Origin of the sequence: Domibacillus tundrae (genome assembly GCF_000970675.1) — a bacterium.
Classification (GTDB): Bacteria; Bacillota; Bacilli; order Bacillales; family Domibacillaceae; genus Domibacillus; species Domibacillus tundrae.
The window spans coordinates 166899-185980 of the sequence record NZ_LAJA01000006.1 but is presented as its reverse complement, the minus strand read 5'-3'; the positions used below and the strand labels follow the sequence as shown (position 1 = coordinate 185980).

Annotated in this window: 19 protein-coding genes, 8 tRNA genes, 2 rRNA genes and 1 pseudogene; 24 read left to right on the top strand and 6 right to left on the bottom strand. The window is 42.7% G+C overall.

The features are described 5' to 3' along the window. From VQ00_RS07950 to VQ00_RS07905, 10 genes are all read left to right on the top strand, one after another. A 23S ribosomal RNA gene (locus tag VQ00_RS07950) occupies positions 1–113 on the top strand; the annotation flags it as partial. Positions 114–226: 113 nt separating this feature from the next. Next, positions 227–342: ribosomal RNA gene (rrf, locus tag VQ00_RS07945) — 5S ribosomal RNA — on the top strand. 111 nt (positions 343–453) lie between these two features. Beyond that, positions 454–528, top strand: a tRNA-Asn gene (locus VQ00_RS07940). Between the two features lie 7 nt (positions 529–535). After that, positions 536–608, top strand: a tRNA-Thr gene (locus tag VQ00_RS07935). 34 nt (positions 609–642) lie between these two features. After that, positions 643–717: transfer RNA gene (locus VQ00_RS07930), tRNA-Glu, on the top strand. A gap of 5 nt (positions 718–722) precedes the next feature. Further along, a tRNA-Val gene (locus VQ00_RS07925) sits at positions 723–798 on the top strand. A gap of 12 nt (positions 799–810) precedes the next feature. Continuing rightward, positions 811–886 (top strand) — tRNA-Thr (locus VQ00_RS07920). A gap of 19 nt (positions 887–905) precedes the next feature. After that, positions 906–989, top strand: a tRNA-Tyr gene (locus VQ00_RS07915). Between the two features lie 69 nt (positions 990–1058). Further along, positions 1059–1133: transfer RNA gene (locus VQ00_RS07910), tRNA-Gln, on the top strand. A gap of 5 nt (positions 1134–1138) precedes the next feature. Next, positions 1139–1211 (top strand) — tRNA-Lys (locus tag VQ00_RS07905). A 125-nt stretch (positions 1212–1336) separates the two neighbouring features. On the opposite strand, the gene VQ00_RS18075 is transcribed toward VQ00_RS07905, so the two are convergent. Further along, on the bottom strand, positions 1337–1486 hold the full coding sequence (locus tag VQ00_RS18075) for an aspartyl-phosphate phosphatase Spo0E family protein (protein WP_082091509.1): 150 nt from the start codon (positions 1484–1486) through the stop codon (positions 1337–1339). A 155-nt stretch (positions 1487–1641) separates the two neighbouring features. Here VQ00_RS18075 and sigW point away from each other — a divergent pair, with 155 nt between their 5' ends. From sigW to VQ00_RS07845, 14 genes are all read left to right on the top strand, one after another. Further along, on the top strand, positions 1642–2205 hold the full coding sequence (sigW, locus tag VQ00_RS07900) for an RNA polymerase sigma factor SigW (protein ID WP_046179602.1): 564 nt from the start codon (positions 1642–1644) through the stop codon (positions 2203–2205). 18 nt (positions 2206–2223) lie between these two features. After that, complete coding sequence (locus tag VQ00_RS07895; protein ID WP_046179601.1) at positions 2224–2820, top strand: anti-sigma factor family protein; 597 nt, start codon at positions 2224–2226, stop codon at positions 2818–2820. Positions 2821–2930: 110 nt separating this feature from the next. Beyond that, on the top strand, positions 2931–3770 hold the full coding sequence (gene cdaA / locus VQ00_RS07890) for a diadenylate cyclase CdaA (protein WP_046179600.1): 840 nt from the start codon (positions 2931–2933) through the stop codon (positions 3768–3770). Beyond that, a complete protein-coding gene (locus tag VQ00_RS07885; RefSeq protein ID WP_052728410.1) occupies positions 3763–4728 on the top strand; it encodes a CdaR family protein in 966 nt (321 codons plus the stop codon). Before cdaA ends, VQ00_RS07885 begins: the two co-directional genes overlap by 8 nt. Before the next feature lie 32 nt (positions 4729–4760). After that, a complete protein-coding gene (glmM, locus tag VQ00_RS07880) occupies positions 4761–6110 on the top strand; it encodes a phosphoglucosamine mutase (RefSeq protein WP_046179599.1) in 1350 nt (449 codons plus the stop codon). A gap of 205 nt (positions 6111–6315) precedes the next feature. Beyond that, positions 6316–7521, top strand: a complete 1206-nt coding sequence (locus VQ00_RS07875) for an MFS transporter (RefSeq protein ID WP_172645553.1) — start codon at positions 6316–6318, stop codon at positions 7519–7521. Between the two features lie 328 nt (positions 7522–7849). Next, positions 7850–9652, top strand: coding sequence for a glutamine--fructose-6-phosphate transaminase (isomerizing) (gene glmS / locus VQ00_RS07870; RefSeq protein WP_046179619.1), 1803 nt, complete (start codon positions 7850–7852; stop codon positions 9650–9652). A gap of 146 nt (positions 9653–9798) precedes the next feature. Beyond that, entirely contained in the window at positions 9799–10002 is a 204-nt protein-coding gene (locus VQ00_RS18555; RefSeq protein ID WP_156154015.1) for a hypothetical protein, read from the top strand. A gap of 404 nt (positions 10003–10406) precedes the next feature. Then, positions 10407–10550 carry a hypothetical protein gene (locus VQ00_RS19515; protein ID WP_425388358.1) on the top strand — a complete coding sequence of 48 codons (144 nt, stop codon included), beginning with the start codon at positions 10407–10409 and terminating at the stop codon, positions 10548–10550. Positions 10551–10883: 333 nt separating this feature from the next. Next, positions 10884–11603 carry a DUF969 domain-containing protein gene (locus tag VQ00_RS07865; protein ID WP_082091508.1) on the top strand — a complete coding sequence of 240 codons (720 nt, stop codon included), beginning with the start codon at positions 10884–10886 and terminating at the stop codon, positions 11601–11603. Between the two features lie 2 nt (positions 11604–11605). After that, positions 11606–12568, top strand: coding sequence for a DUF979 domain-containing protein (locus VQ00_RS07860; protein ID WP_046179598.1), 963 nt, complete (start codon positions 11606–11608; stop codon positions 12566–12568). 36 nt (positions 12569–12604) lie between these two features. Next, positions 12605–13252 carry a pyroglutamyl-peptidase I gene (gene pcp, locus VQ00_RS07855; RefSeq protein WP_046179597.1) on the top strand — a complete coding sequence of 216 codons (648 nt, stop codon included), beginning with the start codon at positions 12605–12607 and terminating at the stop codon, positions 13250–13252. A gap of 212 nt (positions 13253–13464) precedes the next feature. Next, entirely contained in the window at positions 13465–13968 is a 504-nt protein-coding gene (locus tag VQ00_RS07850) for a GNAT family N-acetyltransferase (RefSeq protein WP_046179596.1), read from the top strand. 167 nt (positions 13969–14135) lie between these two features. Then, entirely contained in the window at positions 14136–15731 is a 1596-nt protein-coding gene (locus tag VQ00_RS07845; RefSeq protein ID WP_046179595.1) for an amidohydrolase, read from the top strand. 56 nt (positions 15732–15787) lie between these two features. On the opposite strand, the gene VQ00_RS07840 is transcribed toward VQ00_RS07845, so the two are convergent. From VQ00_RS07840 to VQ00_RS07820, 5 genes and pseudogenes are all read right to left on the bottom strand, one after another. Beyond that, positions 15788–16423, bottom strand: coding sequence for a cupin domain-containing protein (locus tag VQ00_RS07840; protein ID WP_046179594.1), 636 nt, complete (start codon positions 16421–16423; stop codon positions 15788–15790). A gap of 173 nt (positions 16424–16596) precedes the next feature. Further along, positions 16597–17238, bottom strand: a complete 642-nt coding sequence (locus VQ00_RS07835; RefSeq protein WP_046179593.1) for a GDSL-type esterase/lipase family protein — start codon at positions 17236–17238, stop codon at positions 16597–16599. Between the two features lie 331 nt (positions 17239–17569). Next, complete coding sequence (locus VQ00_RS07830; RefSeq protein ID WP_052728409.1) at positions 17570–18004, bottom strand: YkvA family protein; 435 nt, start codon at positions 18002–18004, stop codon at positions 17570–17572. Positions 18005–18165: 161 nt separating this feature from the next. Continuing rightward, positions 18166–18399, bottom strand: a pseudogene (locus VQ00_RS19435) (YitT family protein); the annotation flags it as partial. A gap of 77 nt (positions 18400–18476) precedes the next feature. After that, the gene (locus VQ00_RS07820) at positions 18477–18941 is read right to left on the bottom strand and encodes a serine hydrolase domain-containing protein (RefSeq protein ID WP_052728408.1); all 465 of its coding nucleotides are present in this window, start codon (positions 18939–18941) and stop codon (positions 18477–18479) included. Between the last annotated feature and the right edge of the window lie 141 nt (positions 18942–19082).

Below are 19082 nucleotides of genomic sequence, written 5' to 3'. Positions count from 1 at the left end.
CCCATTACGCAAGTAAGTAAGATCCCTTGAAGAAGACGAGGTAGATAGGTTCGGGGTGGACGTGCGGTGACGCATGGAGCTGACGAATACTAATCGATCGAGGACTTAACCAGCGAAAAGCGGAAGGCTGCCTGAAGCTGGACAACGTAAGAAAACCGGTTTTTTATGCCCATACAATGAACGCTTCTATCCAGTTTTGAAAGAATATTTCTTTCGAACTTCATAGTCAGGTGGCTACAGCGAAGAGGTCACACCCGTTCCCATCCCGAACACGGCAGTTAAGCTCTTCAGCGCCGATGGTAGTTGGGGGTTTCCCCCTGTGAGAGCAGGACGCCGCCTGGCGAAAAATGAATAGCACATGCTGTTATTTTTTTTTTTTTTTTTGTGTGAATTATTGATTAATAATCCGAAAAATGATATTATTTCATAGTTATCGTTGATTAATTAAATTATTCCGCAGTAGCTCAGTGGTAGAGCAATCGGCTGTTAACCGATTGGTCGCAAGTTCGAGTCTTGCCTGCGGAGCCATTGCTTTGCTTCCATAGCTCAGCAGGTAGAGTGCTTCCATGGTAAGGAAGAGGTCACCGGTTCGAGCCCGGTTGGAAGCTTACTGTTATTTCATGTAAGCCAATTATATATTTCGGCCCCTTGGTCAAGCGGTTAAGACACCGCCCTTTCACGGCGGTAACACGGGTTCGAATCCCGTAGGGGTCACCATTTTTGGAGGATTAGCTCAGCTGGGAGAGCATCTGCCTTACAAGCAGAGGGTCGGCGGTTCGATCCCGTCATCCTCCACCATTTCTTTCTTGTGCCGGTGTAGCTCAACTGGTAGAGCAACTGACTTGTAATCAGTAGGTTGGGGGTTCAAGTCCTCTTGCCGGCACCATTTTTCTTAATTAAATAGCGGAGGGGTAGCGAAGTGGCTAAACGCGGCGGACTGTAAATCCGCTCCTTCGGGTTCGGCAGTTCGAATCTGCCCCCCTCCACCATTTTCCTAAAGGAACATATCTAAACATGTTCTTTTTCTTATTTTAGGGTATACTACATACAACTTTCAATGGGCTATAGCCAAGCGGTAAGGCAACGGACTTTGACTCCGTCACGCGCTGGTTCGAATCCAGCTAGCCCAGCCATTTTTGAGCCATTAGCTCAGTTGGTAGAGCATCTGACTTTTAATCAGAGGGTCGAAGGTTCGAATCCTTCATGGCTCATTAACATTAAAAAAACGACTTTTCATGTAAAATCACATGAAAAGTCGTTTTTTGTTCGTATTCAACAAAAAAACTGCTATAATTAGAAATAAAAGGGAAGTAATGTCGAAAAGGTATTGCTTTTTTTATTTATGAGTAGAATATTCATTTAAAATCCGATCAAGCTTTTGGCTAATTTCGATCACTTTTTGGTTATTGAAAGACGTTTGCATTGCTTGGAAGATCATTTCAGAGCGGTACTGCTCAATCGTTGTATGAAGTTGAGTCAGCTGCAACGAGGATACCCCCTATTCATAGTGATTTACATACATAATCATACCTCTTTTAAAATTAGTGTAAACTTTTACTATTAATTTTTTTTATCTTTTTTTGAAACTTTTGTTTACCTATATCCGTATTAACATGTACCGCGAGGGCGGAGGGAGAAAAAATGGATTTAATTGTACAAAGAAGAATTAAGCAAGTAATAAAAGGAGACCAAAATGCGTTTGGAGAAATTGTCGAACTTTACAAGGACAAAGTATACCAAATCTGTTTTCGGATGCTTTGGGACCGCCATGAGGCAGAGGACGCGGCTCAGGAAACCTTCCTGAAAGCTTTTTTGAATATACACACATATAACCAAAGCAAAAAGTTTTCCACATGGCTGTATCGGATTGCGACCAATTTGTGTATTGATAAAATCCGTAAAAAGAAACCGGATTATCACCTGGATGAGGAAATTGCTGGAACAGAAGGACTGAATATGTACTCGCATTTAGCGTCAGGCGGTCAACTTCCGGAAGAAGAAGTAGAAAGTTTGGAAGTACAGGCATCGATCCACGAGGCTATATTAATGCTTCCGGAAAAGTATCGTTCAGTAATTGTATTGAAATATATTGAAGAACTGCCGCTGCAGGAAATAGCAGATATATTAGAACTGCCCCTTGGAACTGTGAAAACACGCGTACATCGGGGACGTGAAGCACTGCGTAAGCATTTGCGGCATTTGTGAGAAAGGGTGCGATGAACGATGACATCTTGTCCAAAGCAGATTGTTCATTATATGCATGAGTATCTGGATGGGGATATTCGCGAAGAAGCGAAACAAGAACTGAGATTTCACATTGAAACGTGTACGGACTGCAAGAAGCATTTCGCTGAATTAAAGAAGACAATTGCACTTGTACAAAGTGCTTCCCATATTGAAGCGCCTGCAGGCTTTACGGCCAAGGTTATGGCGCTGCTTCCGCGAGAAGGTAAAAAAATTGGAATGGAACGGTGGTTTCGCAATCATCCATTTTTAACTGCGGCTGCTTTATTTCTTTTGTTCATGAGCGGTGGTTTTGCTTCTTTGTTCAGCCAGGAAGACAACCATTTTGCATTTACGAAAAACAGTGAACTGAAAGTAGAGAATGAGACCGTTATTGTCCCGGCTGGAACGAAAATCGAAGAAGACCTTTTTGTGAAAAATGGCAACATTCGAATTGAAGGTTCGGTCGAAGGAGATGTTACTGTTATTAATGGAGAACGCTTCATGGCATCTGCTGGAAATGTAACAGGCGAAATTAAAGAGATTGACCAGTTATTTGGCCGAATTTGGTATGAAATGAAATCATTGTTTCAATAAGAAGCAGACGGGAATCGTCTGCTTCTTTTCGGCTGGTATGTTATAATGGACAGGTTAAAGAAGAAAGTGATTTCTTCACGGCTCCGTAATTCCAACCTGGAGGATCTAGTATGCCGTTTACGACTTATTTTCAAGATTATACATTTATTGATTATTTATCGAACGCGATTGATATATTGCTTGTCTGGTATGTTGTTTATAAATTATTAATGGTCATTAGAGGGACGAAAGCTGTCCAGTTGTTAAAAGGAATTTTTGTTATCGTTATTATTCGGACAATAGCCGGCTTTGCCGGCCTGGACACGTTAAGCTGGATCATGCAGCAGGCGCTCACATGGGGTTTCCTGGCGGTTATTATTATTTTCCAGCCGGAAGTACGCCGTGCACTAGAACAATTAGGGCGCGGGCGGATTTTCTCCCGCAGTGCAATTCAAGAAGATGAAGAACAGCGCAAAATTATTGATGCGCTCGTGAAGTCTGTTCGTTACATGGGGAAACGCCGAATTGGCGCATTAATCTCGATTGAAAAAGAAACCGGAATGAATGACTATATTGAGACTGGCATTCCCATGCATTCTGTTATTACGTCAGAACTTTTGATCAACATTTTTATTCCCAATACGCCGCTGCATGACGGAGCGGTCATTATTCAAAAAGATCAGATTGCGGCGGCAGCTTGTTACCTGCCTCTGTCTGAGAACCCGTTTATTTCAAAAGAGCTGGGCACAAGACACCGTGCTGCGCTGGGCATTAGTGAAGTAACCGACAGTTTAACCATTGTCGTCTCAGAAGAAACGGGTGCCATTTCGGTCACTCGAAATGGTGATTTATACCGTGATTTGACGGAAGAAGAGTTTCAAGATATTTTAGAGCATCAGTTATTAACCGGAATTGATAAAAATGAGTCTGCTAACCGCTGGACGTGGAAGGGGCGCAGAAACAGTGGATAATTTTGTAGAAAGCAAGTGGTTCGTACGAGTTGTCGCATTTCTATTAGCTTTTTTGTTATACATGACCGTTAATTTTGCTGATTTTGAAGCGGTCCAGCAAGCAGGTGATTCGGGACTCGATACAACCGAGGTATTGACGAATGTACCGGTAAAGACATATTATGATACAGAAAATTTATATGTTTCCGGCATACCGGAACAAGTTCGAGTTGAGCTGTCCGGCCCGAAAAGTATTATTGAATCAACAAAACGGCTGCGTAATTTTGAGCTGACCCTCGATTTGACGGATTATGAAATTGGGGAGCACCGGGTGGCGATTAAGCATAAAAACTTCTCTGAAAAGCTCGATGTGTCGATTTTACCTGCTTCTGTCGATGTTATGATAGAAGAAAGAGTCATCACATCGAGGAAGGTTACGCCTGAATTCAATGATTCTGCACTGGCAGAAGGATATCAGGTGGACAATGTAACAGTCGCTCCTCGTGAAGTGAAGGTAACTGGATCTGAGTCGGATATTGATAAGATCGCCTTCGTACGAACAGCGTTGACCGGAGAAGACGAAATTAGCGAAGAAACGACCGCAACCGCTGCTGTTCAAGTATTAGACGGGGACTTAAATAAGCTGGATGTAAAGGTGGAACCGGCGACTGTTCAAGTATCAATTTCTGTTAAAAATCCAAGTAAAAAGGTGCCGTTGAATGCTGTTTCAAAAGGAATACCGGCAGAAAATGTCACCATCACCTCGCTAGAACCGAACGTGGAGGAAATCACCATTTACGGGAAAGAATCCGCTCTGGAAGAATTAAAAGAGTTTTCGCTTCCGGTGGATGTGAGCGGCGTGACAAAAGACACGACACTCACGGTGCCGGTGAACCTTGGGGAGCAATTTAATTTTTCATCGCCGCAGGAAGTACAAGTGAAAGTAACAGTGGAAAAATCAACGGATGAATCTTCATAAAGCCGTTTTGATAAAAGGAGAGAAAACAATAGATGGGTAAGTATTTTGGTACAGATGGTGTCAGAGGTGTCGCAAATGCAGAACTGACACCGGAACTTGCGTTTAAGCTGGGCCGGTTTGGCGGTTATGTATTAACAAAAGATGCTGAGCGTCCGAAAGTGTTAATCGGACGAGATACACGTATTTCAGGGCCGATGCTTGAAGGAGCGCTCGTAGCGGGACTTCTTTCTATTGGAGCAGAGGTCATGCGCCTCGGCGTGATTTCAACACCAGGTGTCGCATATTTGACGAAAGCGATGGATGCACAGGCAGGTGTAATGATCTCAGCTTCTCATAACCCGGTTCAAGACAACGGCATTAAATTTTTCGGTTCAGATGGTTTTAAGCTTTCCGATGAACAAGAAGCGGAAATTGAAGCGCTTCTTGATCAGGCTGAAGACACATTGCCACGTCCTTCAGGGGCGGATCTCGGTTCATTAAACGATTATTTCGAAGGTGGTCAAAAATACCTCCAATACTTGAAGCAGTCAGTTGATGAAGACTTTGATGGCATCCATGTCGCGCTTGATTGTGCGCACGGAGCCACATCTTCGCTTGCTGCGCATTTATTTGCGGATCTTGAAGCAGATATTTCAACAATGGGTGCATCGCCAAACGGCTTGAACATTAATGAGGGTGTCGGATCAACTCACCCAGAAAAGCTTGCTCAATTTGTAAAGGACAAAGAAGCGGATCTTGGTCTTGCATTTGACGGAGATGGCGACCGTCTCATTGCAATTGATGAAAAAGGAAAAATCGTGGATGGCGATCAGATCATGTTTATCTGCGCGCGCTATTTAAAAGAACAAGGCCGCTTAAACAACGATACAATCGTCTCAACCGTAATGAGTAACCTTGGCTTTTACAAAAGCATTGAAGAGCATGGAATTAGAAGTGAACAAACCGCTGTTGGCGACCGGTACGTCGTGGAAGCAATGAAAAAGTATAACTACAACTTGGGTGGAGAGCAATCCGGTCATATTATTTTCCTTGATTTTAATACGACAGGTGACGGTCTTCTAAGCGGCCTTCAGCTTGTAAACATTATGAAAGCAACGAAAAAGCCATTATCTGAATTAGCAGCGGAAATGAAAAAATTCCCGCAAACACTTGTGAATGTTCGTGTAACCGATAAGCATCATGTAACAGATAATGAAAAAGTAAAAGCGGAAATCGAAAAAGTGGAAGCAGAAATGGCTGGAAACGGACGCGTTCTTGTACGTCCATCTGGAACAGAGCCACTTGTGCGTGTAATGGTGGAAGCGGCGACGGAAGAACTTTGCCGTGCGTATACAGACCGTATTGCAACAATCGTTGAAGAAGAAATGGGTCTTCGCGTTTAAATAAAAGGAAGTCCGGCAGCCAGTTTCGACTGGCGGACCGGACTTCCTTTTTCGTTTCGTGAGCAATGGCCTTGTTTCGTGAGCAATGGCCTTGTTTCGTAATCAAATCCCCCGCTCCTTTTCAATCGAAAAGGTTGAAATACGTTTCTATCTGTTCGATAATAAACAGAAAACGCTTTACGTGATGAGGAAGGCGGGTCAAGAGATGGAAGAATACATAGAAACAGGCCAGCAGCAAACCATTGGGCGAAAAGATCACATTTATTTTTTGGCGGCCGTTTTTTGTTTCTGGTTTGCGATTTATATTTATGCGCCGGTCTTTGGCGTTTATTTGCAGGAAGTAGGCTTCAACTTTTCCGCGATTGGCATTATTTTGGGTGCCTACGGTATTACACAAATTTTGCTTCGATTTCCACTCGGCATTTTATCGGACTTTCTGCAAAAGATCCGCAAACAGCTGCTTGTTGGCGGGTTTTTCATGGCACTGCTCAGCAGCTTAATACTTGTTTATTTTGAATCATTTGCCATGATACTCATTGCACGTCTGCTGGCGGGTGTAACGGCATCAATGTGGGTAATGGCGACTGTGCTCTACTCCGATTACTTCAGTGCGGCCCGCGCGTCGAATGCAATGGGGATTATGCAATTTGTAACGGTGGCGACACAGTTTTTCAGCATGGCGGTCAGCGGCTGGCTCGTTCATCAGTTTGGCTGGGATTTCCCGTTTTGGGTCGGAGCCGCAGCATCCGTTTTAGGCGCTGTTTTTGCCTGGAACATTCGAGAAGTGAAAACAGACACGTCTTCAGTCCCTAAAAACGCCATTCACCACATAAGGGAAACAGTGAAAATGCCGCATCTGAAAATGCTGACCTTTTTGTCACTGATGGCGCATGCTGTTTTATTTATAACGATTTTCGGGTTCAGTCCGATCTATGCGGCGGCGCTTGGTGTAGAAGAGCAGTCATTTATTTGGCTGACATGTGCCTTTTTCATTCCACACGCAGCGGCGTCACTCAGTCTTGTGTTTTATCGTCTCCATCCGCGCTTTAACAAGATAGTGCTGGGGGTTTGTTTTATCGTGACGGCTGTTTTCCTAATTGCCGTTCCCTTTTCGCATACCCTTGCATCTCTTAGTAGTGTACATTTTTTTATTGGGCTGGCGCTTGGTTTTATTTTTCCGATTTTGTTAAGTGAAGTCGTACTCGTCAGCCCGCCGGCGTTTAAAATGTCTGCGATGGGCTTTTTTCAGTCGTTTTATGCGCTTGGTATTTTTCTTGGACCGCTTGCGGCAGGTGTTATCGCGGAGCAGTGGAGCCTCAATGCAGTGTTCACGATCACCGGTGTTTTTTGTATCGCCGCTGCTGTGCTTGTTTTCTTGTTTTTAGGACAACGAAAATCAATTTTTGGTTGACGAAACAGATAGAACACGGTATGATTATCGTGTTTTTATCTGTACATAGAAAGGAGCGGAGAGACAGACACGTGTTTTACTAAAAGCGCCTGGGCTGAGCGGGACGACCATACGTTCAGTTGACGAGGAGGAGGTTTATCGATGATTCGGCGGATACCTCCCGGCTGCAGGTACACAGCTGTTACGTTCATCCTTAAAACAGGGGGGCAACCCCGTGGACAAAGGGAGCGGACATGTGCCTAAAAATATAAAATATGAAGGAGCGCGGCAGGCAATGTGCCCAAGCCGGCGCTTGTTTGCCGACGCCTCTACTCAGGAGGAACCATTTATGTGCGGAATAGTTGGATATATTGGCAGCGAAGATACGAAAGAAATTTTATTGAAAGGGCTTGAGAAGCTCGAATACCGGGGCTACGATTCAGCCGGTATTGCTGTGCGCAACAAAGAGGGTGTGCACATTTTCAAAGAAAAAGGACGTATCGCTGATTTGCGTGCAGTTGTGGACGAAAATGTACAATCTCACGTAGGAATCGGCCATACTCGCTGGGCAACTCATGGCGTACCAAGCCGTTACAACGCGCATCCACATCAAAATACAGACAACCGTTACACACTTGTGCACAACGGTGTCATTGAAAACGATGAGCAGCTGAAATATGACTATTTACTGGACGTTGCTCTTCAAAGTGATACAGACACAGAAGTCATCGTGCAATTGATCGGCTTGTTTGCCAAAGATGGGCTGACAACGGAAGAAGCATTCCGTAAAGCGCTTGGCCGTTTAAAAGGTTCTTACGCGATTGCCCTTTTGGACAAAGAAGACGATAGCACGATTTATGTAGCGAAAAACAAGAGCCCGCTTCTAATTGGCCTTGGCGAAGACTGCAATGTTATCGCATCCGATGCGATGGCGATGCTTCAAGTAACGAATCAATTTGTGGAATTGATGGACAAAGAAATGGTCATCGTCACAAAAGAATCCGTTACGATTAAAAATGAAAACGGCGAACCGATTGAACGCGCTCCTTATACAGCAGAAATTGATGCCGGCGATATTGAAAAAGGCACCTATCCGCATTACATGTTAAAAGAAACAGATGAACAGCCTTTTGTTATTCGTAAAATTACGCAGGCGTACCAAAACGAGCAAGGCAAACTTCACGTTGACGAAAACATCGTTAACGCACTAAACGAAGCAGATCGCCTGTACATCGTTGCATGCGGCACGAGCTACCATGCCGGTCTAGTCGGCAAGCAGTATTTAGAGCAAATGGCGAACATTCCGGTGGAAGTGCACGTAGCGAGCGAATTCGTCTACAATATGCCGCTTCTATCGAAAAAGCCGCTCTTTATCTTTATTTCCCAAAGCGGTGAAACAGCGGACAGCCGCGCCGTATTGGTGAGAGTAAAAGAACTTGGCTATGAAGCTCTTACAATCACAAACGTAGCAGGCTCTACATTGTCTCGTGAAGCAGATTACACATTGCTTCTTCACGCAGGTCCTGAAATTGCTGTAGCGTCTACAAAAGCCTATACAGCGCAAATTGCGGTACTGTCTATTTTGGCAGATGCGGCAGCGAAAAAAGCCGGCATCGATACAGGATTCGATCTTGTGCACGAGCTTGGCATCGTCGCAAACGCAATGGAAGTTCTTTGCGATGGCAAAGAAGAATTCGAACAAATTGCGCGTGACTACTTGTCAACAACACGCAACTGCTTCTTCATCGGCCGCTCTGTCGACTATTATGTCGGCCTAGAAGGTGCTTTGAAGCTGAAAGAAATCTCCTACATCCAGGCAGAAGGCTTTGCCGGCGGAGAGCTTAAACACGGCACAATCGCGTTGATCGAAGACGGCACACCAGTTATCGCTCTGGCGACGCAGGAATCCGTGAATTTGAACATCCGCGGCAATGTGAAGGAAGTCGCAGCACGCGGAGCCAACACGTGCGTGATCTCAATGAAAGGCCTTGAGCAGGAAGGCGACCGTTTCGTCCTGCCAGCCGTTCATGAACTATTATCACCGCTTGCAGCTGTCGTACCATTCCAGCTGATTGCGTACTATGCAGCCCTTCACCGTGACTGTGACGTGGATAAGCCGCGTAACTTGGCGAAGTCAGTAACAGTAGAATAAAATGGAAACCGCCTGAGGTTTGGGTTGTACCTGCAAAATTAAGTTCTTCCTTGGCCAAATAAACTGTCTTCTTGGTCAAATAAATCGTTCCCTAACACGAGCGAAAATCGGAGTAACCATCCGATTTTCCTCGTGTTTTTTGTTGGATGAAAAGAGCTAGGAAAAAGCCCAGCGAAAAAGACAGGGGGGAAAGCGAGAGAGAAAGCCCGACAAAAATACGGTTTGAAAGGTTCGAGATAGAAAAAGGAGAGAAAAAGCATGAAAAAGAGCATGAGAAAAGGCAAGAAAAAAACAGAGGGAATCCAGGATTTCCGGGAAGAACTATTTTACCTAAAAAAGCTGGATTCTGACAAAAAATAGGACGAAAAAAGAGCGGATTAGAGAACGACTAATTCGCCTACAGAAAATGGTAAAGTCAGTCTTCACAAGGTTTATATGAGGTCGGGAGGGAACGACTTAATTTGACGGGTACAATTAATTTGATCAAACTTTATTCTAAATCAACATTGATGTGTTACGTGATAATAACATCGTTAATAAAAGAATATCGTTAGGCTTAAGTGAAATTAAAAGACTTTGTTGTTATTTATATGTGTTTCCTAAAAGTATGCATGTTTAAGGAGCTAATTTCAAACAAATTTATTATTGTCCTGAATCACTGGAACAAATCGGCATAAAAGACGTATCAAAACCAGAATTTGGCGACGATGTAACAGTTAAGGCCGAGGAAACATCCATGTTTTGAACATACGGCGTGACATCTCAATCGATTGCCATGTCCAGCAAACCGGAAATAATAATTACCTATGCGCCGGGCTGCGTGTTTATTACGGATAAGAAAGACTGTCAATATTTTATGTTAGAAAATCTTACAAATCGATGGTTGATTGATTTTTAGTTTCATATAATGTGGTGAAATGATATTGGAACTATCATTCCGAATATCGGAATGTAGAGGGGGATAGATGAAGATGACATATGACACAGGGCAGGGCAAGAAGAGAAAAGAATGAAAAGTGATTTAAATTGATTGCAGCATGGGAGAAAGCTTCGGTGCCTATAGATCGTCGTGATGAAGAGATGGCGTCTTGCATTATATCAGCAAATATTATCATGCACCATTCGGAACGATGGAAGGGAAGTGAGCAATAGCAAGCAGTTTAGAGAAGAATAAGACGCAATCTACTTCTGAATTTATAGTGTGAGTGTTATATAGAAGGGAGTAAGGGAAATGATTAAACTTATAGGTATTCTTGTTGTGGCACTGGGCTTCGCATTTCGTTTCAACACACTGCTCGTTGTTATGGTAGCCGGGATTGTGACGGGGTTGGTGGATGGAATGTCATTTAATGAAATATTATCTTTATTCGGACAATTCTTTATCGACAATCGTTACATGTCCTTGCCGATTATTTTGACATTGCCTGTAATCGGGATTCTTGAGCGTTATGGTCTTAAGGAGAGGGCTGAGACATTAATAAAAAAGGCAAAAAACGCAACAACAGGACGGGTCTTGCTTACCTATTTATTTATTCGTGAGGGATCTGCAGCGATTGGCCTTAATATTGGCGGTCATCCTCAGACTGTACGTCCGCTGCTGGCGCCGATGGCAGAAGGAGCAGCGGTAGCTCGTTATGGCGAGCTTCCGGAAAAGACGAAAAATGATATTAAAGCGTATTCTGCTAACGCAGAAAACACTGGATGGTTTTTTGGTGAAGATATTTTTATTGCTACAGGCGGCATTCTGCTTATGAAAGGATTTTTTGATTCGATGGGCATGGATGTAGGTGTTTGGGATATGGCACTTTGGGGGATCCCTACTGCACTAGCAGCTTTCTTTGTTAGTTGGATTCGTTTTAATAGACTGGACAAGCGAATCGCTAAAGAAGCAGGCGGAGGCCTCGGGACAACCCCTCCTCAGAATAATGTAAGCGAAAGGAAGACCCAATAATAATGAACATAATTACTTTAGATGTTATCTATTATCTGCTTGGTATTATTGTTGCCTTCGTTTCTATCCGGGTAGCATTAGATAAGAACCATCCAAACCGTTTAGGGTCAAGCGTTTTCTGGGGCATATTTGCCATAACATTTTTATTTGGCAACCAAATCCCGCCTCTTTATACCGGTTACCTTGTTTTGATTATGGTAGTGATCGCTTCTCTTGGAAGAGTAACGAAGTCAAATGAGGAAGAGGAAGGTGTAGAAGAGCGTGCAGGGCACGCTGCGCGCCTGCGGAATAAAATTTTTATTCCCGCAATCAGTATCCCTATCTTTACAATTGTCGGTACACTTACACTTGGCAAACTGGGTTTCGGTTCTATACGACTTGTTGATCCAGAACAAGTAACATTAATTGCACTTGGGCTGGCAGCGATTCTTGCATTTGTAGTTGCAATGCGCATTTCTCGGGCAAAAGCAACAGTTCCTGTAAATGAGGGGAGCCGGCTGCTTCAGGCGGTCGGTTGGGCTGTTATTTTGCCACAGATGCTGGCTGCACTTGGCGGCATTTTTGCCAAAGCAGGAGTAGGTGATGTCGTTTCCAGTATTGTTGGAGATATTTTCCCGACGGAGTATGCATTTGTTGCTGTGGCTGCTTATTGTTTGGGTATGCTCCTGTTTACGATGATTATGGGGAACGCCTTCGCTGCCTTTGCCGTAATTACCGGCGGAATTGGTGTTCCACTTATTGTACAGATGCATGGTGGGAATCCTGCAATTATGGCTGCACTTGGCATGCTTGCAGGCTACTGTGGAACACTCATGACACCGATGGCGGCCAACTTTAACATTGTTCCAGCAATGCTGCTGAATTTAAAGGATAAGAATGCTGTCATTAAGGCGCAGGTACCTACGGCCATTTCAGTGTTTATTATTAATATGCTATTTATGTATTTTCTTGTGTACCGTTTCTAAAGTCTTTGCAGAAAATCATTGAGGAGGAATGTAACAATGGCAAATATTTTACTTACCGGTTTTGAGGCGTTTGGGGGAGATGCAACGAATCCATCACTTGAGGCGGTTACGAAGCTGAATGGGAAAAAAGCAGGGGATTTTACAATAGTGGCGCGTCAGCTGCCAACAGTTTTTGATGAATCCATTGCTTCTTTACAGGAATACGTAGAGGAACTGAATCCAACGCTCGTTATCTGTGTTGGACAGGCGGGCGGCCGGCCGGATATTACAGTGGAACGCGTGGCGATAAATGTAAATGATGCCAGAATTGCAGATAACAAAGAGCAACAGCCAATTGATACACAGATAATAGAGGGTGGTCCGGCAGGCTATTGGTCAACCCTTCCGATAAAGGCTATTGTTAAAACGATGCGGGACAATGGTATTCCTGCTTCTGTCTCTCAGACAGCAGGAACGTTTGTCTGCAATCATATTTTTTATGGGCTTATGCACATTTTGGAAAATGAAGGAAAACAAGTGAGGGGTGGATTTATCCATATACCTTATCTCCCCGAACAGGCAGCCGTTCACCCTGGTCAACCGAGCATGTCTCTTGATACTATTATAAAAGGACTTGAACTGGCGGTTGAAACAGCCCTTACACATGAAAAGGATATTATTGAGATAGGCGGGCAGACTCACTAAGCCATATATTAAAAAATGAAAGCCGATACTAAAGATTATTAGTGTCGGCTTTTTGTATTCACTTTACAATGAAAAATCTCTTATATTTTGTAAAAGGGATATCATTTTTTATTATTGCACCCTAGGGCGGAGTAGTAAAATAAACACTAAGCGCAAATGTTTGTATAAATATTTAATTTTAAATATAAATATGCTGAAAGGAGAAGGGTGAAATGTGGGGAATTGAAAAAACACTTTGGACAAGCAATGACGAGAAGGGATTTACTATAAGCACTGATAAGAGTTTGTTGGATACGGAAATAATATATAACTTCCTTAGTAAAGAGTCTTATTGGGCTAAGGGTATTACAAAAGAATTAGTAATAGAATCAATTCAAAATTCAATTCTTTGCTATGGAATCTACCAAAGGAATCCTAATGAAGATTTTGCTAAACAGGTCGGTTTTGCACGTGTAGTGTCTGACCTTGTAAGGTTTTCTTGGATAGGTGATGTTTTTATACTTCCTGAATATAGAGGGTATGGATTAAGCAAATGGTTAATGAGTATAATCACTGAACATCCTAACCTAAAAGGTACGAGTTTTCAGCTTGCTACAAAAGATGCTCATTCTCTTTATGCACAATTTGGCTTTAAGCCATTAGAGCAAGCTGAAAACAGAATGGCTAGACCTCTTGATTGGCAAGTTATATATGAAGGTTATAAACTAAACGAATAATTAACCAAACTTTATTGAATTAATGGGTGCGTTTCTTCAATAAAAGCAGGTTCTTTTTTGTTTAATTTATAACGAAACTTAATTAAATAAGATAAAACGGGTCTCGCGCAACACTTACGGATTTGAGTTAGAATAGGGTGAAAAAGGCAGAGAAAGGGATCTTCTTCATGAAACAACTTTGGCATAACGGAATCATTTACACTATGGAACAAGAAAATGAAACGGTAGAAGCAGTTCTTGTGGAAGACGGGGAAATTATTGCAACAGGCTTTGTTAATGATCTAATTGAACAAGCAGAAGAACAACTGGATTTGCAGGGAGCGGTGATGTATCCTGGCTTCGTTGACAGCCATCTTCATATGATCTTTCAAGGAGAAACGTTCGTGCGGCTTGATTTATCGAATGCGTCTTCAGCGGAGGAAATGCTGGAGATGGTGAAAGAGGCGGCGAAGACAACGCCTGCGGATAAATGGCTGTTTGGTGAAGGGTGGAATGAACAGAACTTTGCTGACCGACGCATCCTGACGCTGGAGGAGCTCAACGCGATTCGGAAAGAACCGATCCTCTTAACGAGAGTTTGTCATCATGCGGCGCTCGGCAATGCGGCGGCCCTGTCAGCGGGCGGCATTCGAGAAGAAAGTGAAGCACCGGCAGGCGGTGAAATCGGGCGAACGGCGGAAGGTAAATTAAATGGCCTTTTATATGATAAAGCCATCGATCCGGTAACAGAAGCGATTCCGAGAAAAGGGGAAGCATATATTGAATATCTCACGGAGGTGCTGAATCTGGCGGTTGATCAAATGCTGTCTTATGGGCTAACAGGCGGTCATACTGAGGATATGCACTACTTTGGAGATTATATGAATCCGCTGACCGCATTCCAGCGTGTTATTGGGGAAAAACATCACTTCAGGGTGAATGTGCTGCGCCATCATGCTATATTCCAAGACATGATGAAAGCAAATATGCAATTCGATGAACCTTTTATTGAACCGGGGGCAATGAAGATTTTTGCGGATGGGGCATTGGGCGGTTCAACGGCTGCGTTATTAAAGCCGTATGCGGATCAGCCGGATCATCACGGGCTGCTGATTCATACAGATGAAGAACTAGGGAAATTGGTAAAGCTTGCACGTACCTATAATGAAGCAGTTGCTGTTCATATCATTGGAGATGCAGCGGCTGAACAATTACTTCGCTTGATTGAAAAATATCCAGCGCCAAACGGCAAACGAGACCGTCTTATTCATGGATGTGTTCTAAGTGAAGAATTGATCGAGAGGATAACCAAATTGCCTGTTGTCGTAGATATTCAGCCGGCATTTGTTTCATCTGATTTCCCCTGGGTAGAGGATCGTCTTGGTAAAGAACGGCTGGCTCATGCGTATCCTTGGAAAACGCTGTTGGACCGTGGGATTATGTGTGCTGCTGGAACGGATGCACCTGTAGAGGATATAAACCCTATTGCCTCTATTTATGCAGCGGTCGAACGCAAAAAACCATATGAAACGCATGACGGTTATTTGCCGGAACAAAAGCTGTCTCGTTTTGAAGCCATCCAGATGTACACAATCGGCAGTGCAAAAGCCATTTGCAAAGAGCATGAGCGCGGGCTTATTAAACCCGGCTACGTTGCGGATTTTTCGATTTTTGATCGGGATTTATTTGCCGGAACCTCCGAAGATATGCTTGCTGTAAAAGCGGTCAAAACCGTTGTTGCGGGACGTATCGTGTTTGATACAGAAGAAGGCGTTGGCGGTTGACTAATAAAAAGAGAGATGAAAATTCATCTCTCTTTTATGTTGTATTTGTTTAATTGTCAGCCCCGATATTGCTGATAATGAGGAATGTAAGGAATATATGGGTATTGAGGAATATATTGCGGCTGGTGATAATGATGACTTAAATAGTGATGAGGCATGTTTTCCTTTCCTTTATTACAGTCCTTGTATGGACCTATATATGTTGAGGGTTTAACTGGTGCAGTTGCTTGTTTCCATTGATTTTCATCCATACAATACGTTTGCGACATGATATTTGCAGGAGTAAGTTTTAAGATGTCAGAGCCTAAAATCACTTCTGGAGTTGGTGCATTAAAAATGGCTAAAAGATGAGTGTTATCAACTGAAGCTACTTCATAATGCCACCAGCCTTGAGGAACATTTGCCACCTGTCCGGGTGTAATAGAGTAACTGAGAATTTTTTTTGTAAATGGGTTCAGCATCGATACAGTAGCAGCGCCGGAAATACAATAAACAAGCTCGGCTGCGTTTTGGTGATAATGAGGTTCTACGACATTATCGGCACTTAAGAAAATGTCTAGCAGAGAAACATTTTCCAATGTATTCAACTGTTTCACACCTAATACGTTAATATAGTTGTTGTTATCTTTTTTAAATAAGGGACTTTTATTTAAGTCAAAAGTGTATTGAGTTGATGGTGATGTGTAATCCATATTCTTCACCGCCTTACATTAGCTATAAAATCACCTTTATAGGTTATGTACTTACAATTGGTTTGGTGTGTAATTCGAAGGTAATATGCCGTCAAAAGAATTACCTCTTGCAACGGGTACTTGGGTTTAAAAACAGCTAAGGAACTCGATAGATCTATGCTGATCCAAGTTCCTTAACGTGCCAGTGGAAAATACCCCAATTTATGAAAAGCTAAAGCCATTTGATAATATCCTCTACTATTAAGATGGATTCCGTCCCTTGTTAATAAAGCTCTTTCATTTCCTTTAACTATATTATAGATATCAGCTACTTTTACATGTTTATCCTTACTGAAATTGTAAATAAGTGAATTGAATGTTTTAATACCTTCCTCTGCTATGGGGATATTTGGGAATGGATTATACAAATTAGTTAGTCGGATTATAAATTCTTTTTGTTTCTCCATGTTGTGAATTCTTTTCATTATGCTGGAATAGTTATTCTGAGATTGTTCAAGAACATTAGAAAAAATTTTTTCATTTTTATTTTGTATGAATGCTTTAGCGGCATTTAATAGATCATTCCCTCCAGCAGTTATAGTAATGATATCTGCATGTTTTACATATTCTATAACAATTGGAGAGTGAAGCATATTTAGAACATCGCCGGTTGTTGCTCCCCGCCGTGCATTTTTCTTATAGTGAATACACTTTTTTAAGGATCGTTTACTTAAACATGCGTAATGTTCTACAAATCCCGGGTCAAAAGCTGGGACACCGACACCAACAGTCAAGGAATCCCCTAATGCAAGATAATGAAAAGGATAAAAATCCATGTTTCACCTCGGTTTGTATAAAATTGATTGTATTCATATGTAATCACGTTATGCAGCATACGAAATATTATGTTGAATCAGCCTTTAGATTTGTAAATCTAAAGGCTTTTTATTTTGAGCATTTTTGATTGCTGATGAAGAAAAAGATATGAAAAAGCTGGCCAGACTTGCAAAAGAAGGCTGGATTTTTGAGAAGTGTGCTTTTATGGAATATAAGGACTAGTTTATACGGGACTGCCTTATTTAGGATACAGCTATAGAATAAGCAAACTGCATAAGAAAAAATGAAAAAACACACGGCCGCAACGGTCATGTGTTTTTTTGATAAGAACTATAATGATTTGTTTATCTCCTCATCCACTAATTCGGCGTCATATTTCTCTCCGAACCATTTTTTCATCCGTTGATGCGCCGCGCGCCGCATCTCGTCATTAACCATGTTGTACACACTGACAAGCGCTGCGATCAGAAGGCCGGCATCATCCACCAGCCCGACCGCCGGCAGAAAATCAGGCATGACGTCGACCGGTAAAATTAAATAGCCCAGCGCACCGAGAATGGTCATGCGGGTTTTGTTTGGCAGCTTCGGACTTTTCAATGCTTCAAATAAAAGAAGGGCGGCATACATCGCTTTGTGGCCAAGTTTTCCCCCGGACTTTGCGAGCTTTTCTGTGAACTTTTCTTCTGAATAGTATTGTTCTTTTCCTTCAATTTGCTGCTGGAGGTTTCCTGCTGTTTCTTCTTTTTTCTGTTTACGGATTCTCACATTCATCATCTCCTTATTCTTTTTTACCCGTTTTTCACGCACTTATTTGGGAAAGGGTAACATTTATTCTCTTGTGAAGTGAAGCCAGCCCCTTTTGTATGGAAGGATGGCTGTTTGTTAATGAATGTCGCGTTTTTTGAAATTGGCGCCGCGTACTTCAGAATGTAATAGGTAATCGCAAAATATAAGGCGCTTTCCAATCCAAAAATAAAACTTGCTCCGATAAAAATAAAGGCATTTAAAAATAAAATAATATCGCCGACTGAAAACGGAATTTTTCGTGAAAGCAGAACAGCCAGCACTTCCGAGCCATCGAGAGCGCCTCCGTTGCGAAGCACGATGCCAATGCCGACGCCAAGAAAGATTCCGCCAGCCAGCACAATAAGCAATGGATCCTCTGGAAGCAGGATTAACCTATGTCTTCAGCTGTCACTCTATTTTCTTTATGTGAGTAACAATTTCGATCAACGCTTTAAAGCTTTGAGCCGTTCAGCCAAATGTCCTGGATCGCTTTTTTCGGATTGGAAGGCTCAGAGTAATACAGCAAATAAGAATCATTCATGTTAAGCGGCTGAAAAATGCGTTCATGAAGATTTTCGTGAAATGGCTTGCCGGTCACTTTCTCGATGAGCAGCCCAAGCAGGATGTAGCCAGTGTCCGAGTAATGAAACACCTGGCCGGGCACACCGACTGCCTGCTGACGTTTTCGTGTAAAGTCAACTAGTTCAGGCGGTGTCCATTTTTTGTTAGGTTCAGAAATGATCAATTTTGTCATGGGTGCACCGGATTGGACCGGATCTTCAAAATAATCGCCAATTCCTGGCGTATGAGCTAACAATTGTTCCACCGTAACGTTCTTAGCATAGTCTTTGCCCTCAACAACAAAAAGCCCTTCAAGCTCGCTGCTTGTGAAATATTTTAAGAGGGGATCCTGCAACGAGATGTTATTTTTTCAGTGAGTATCATGATGAGAGAGGCCGTAAAAACTTTGCCTATGCTGGCTATGTGAAACGGTACATTCCATTCATCGGAAGAATAAGTATAGTTTTTCTTTTTCCATTATACGGGGCTTTCTGTC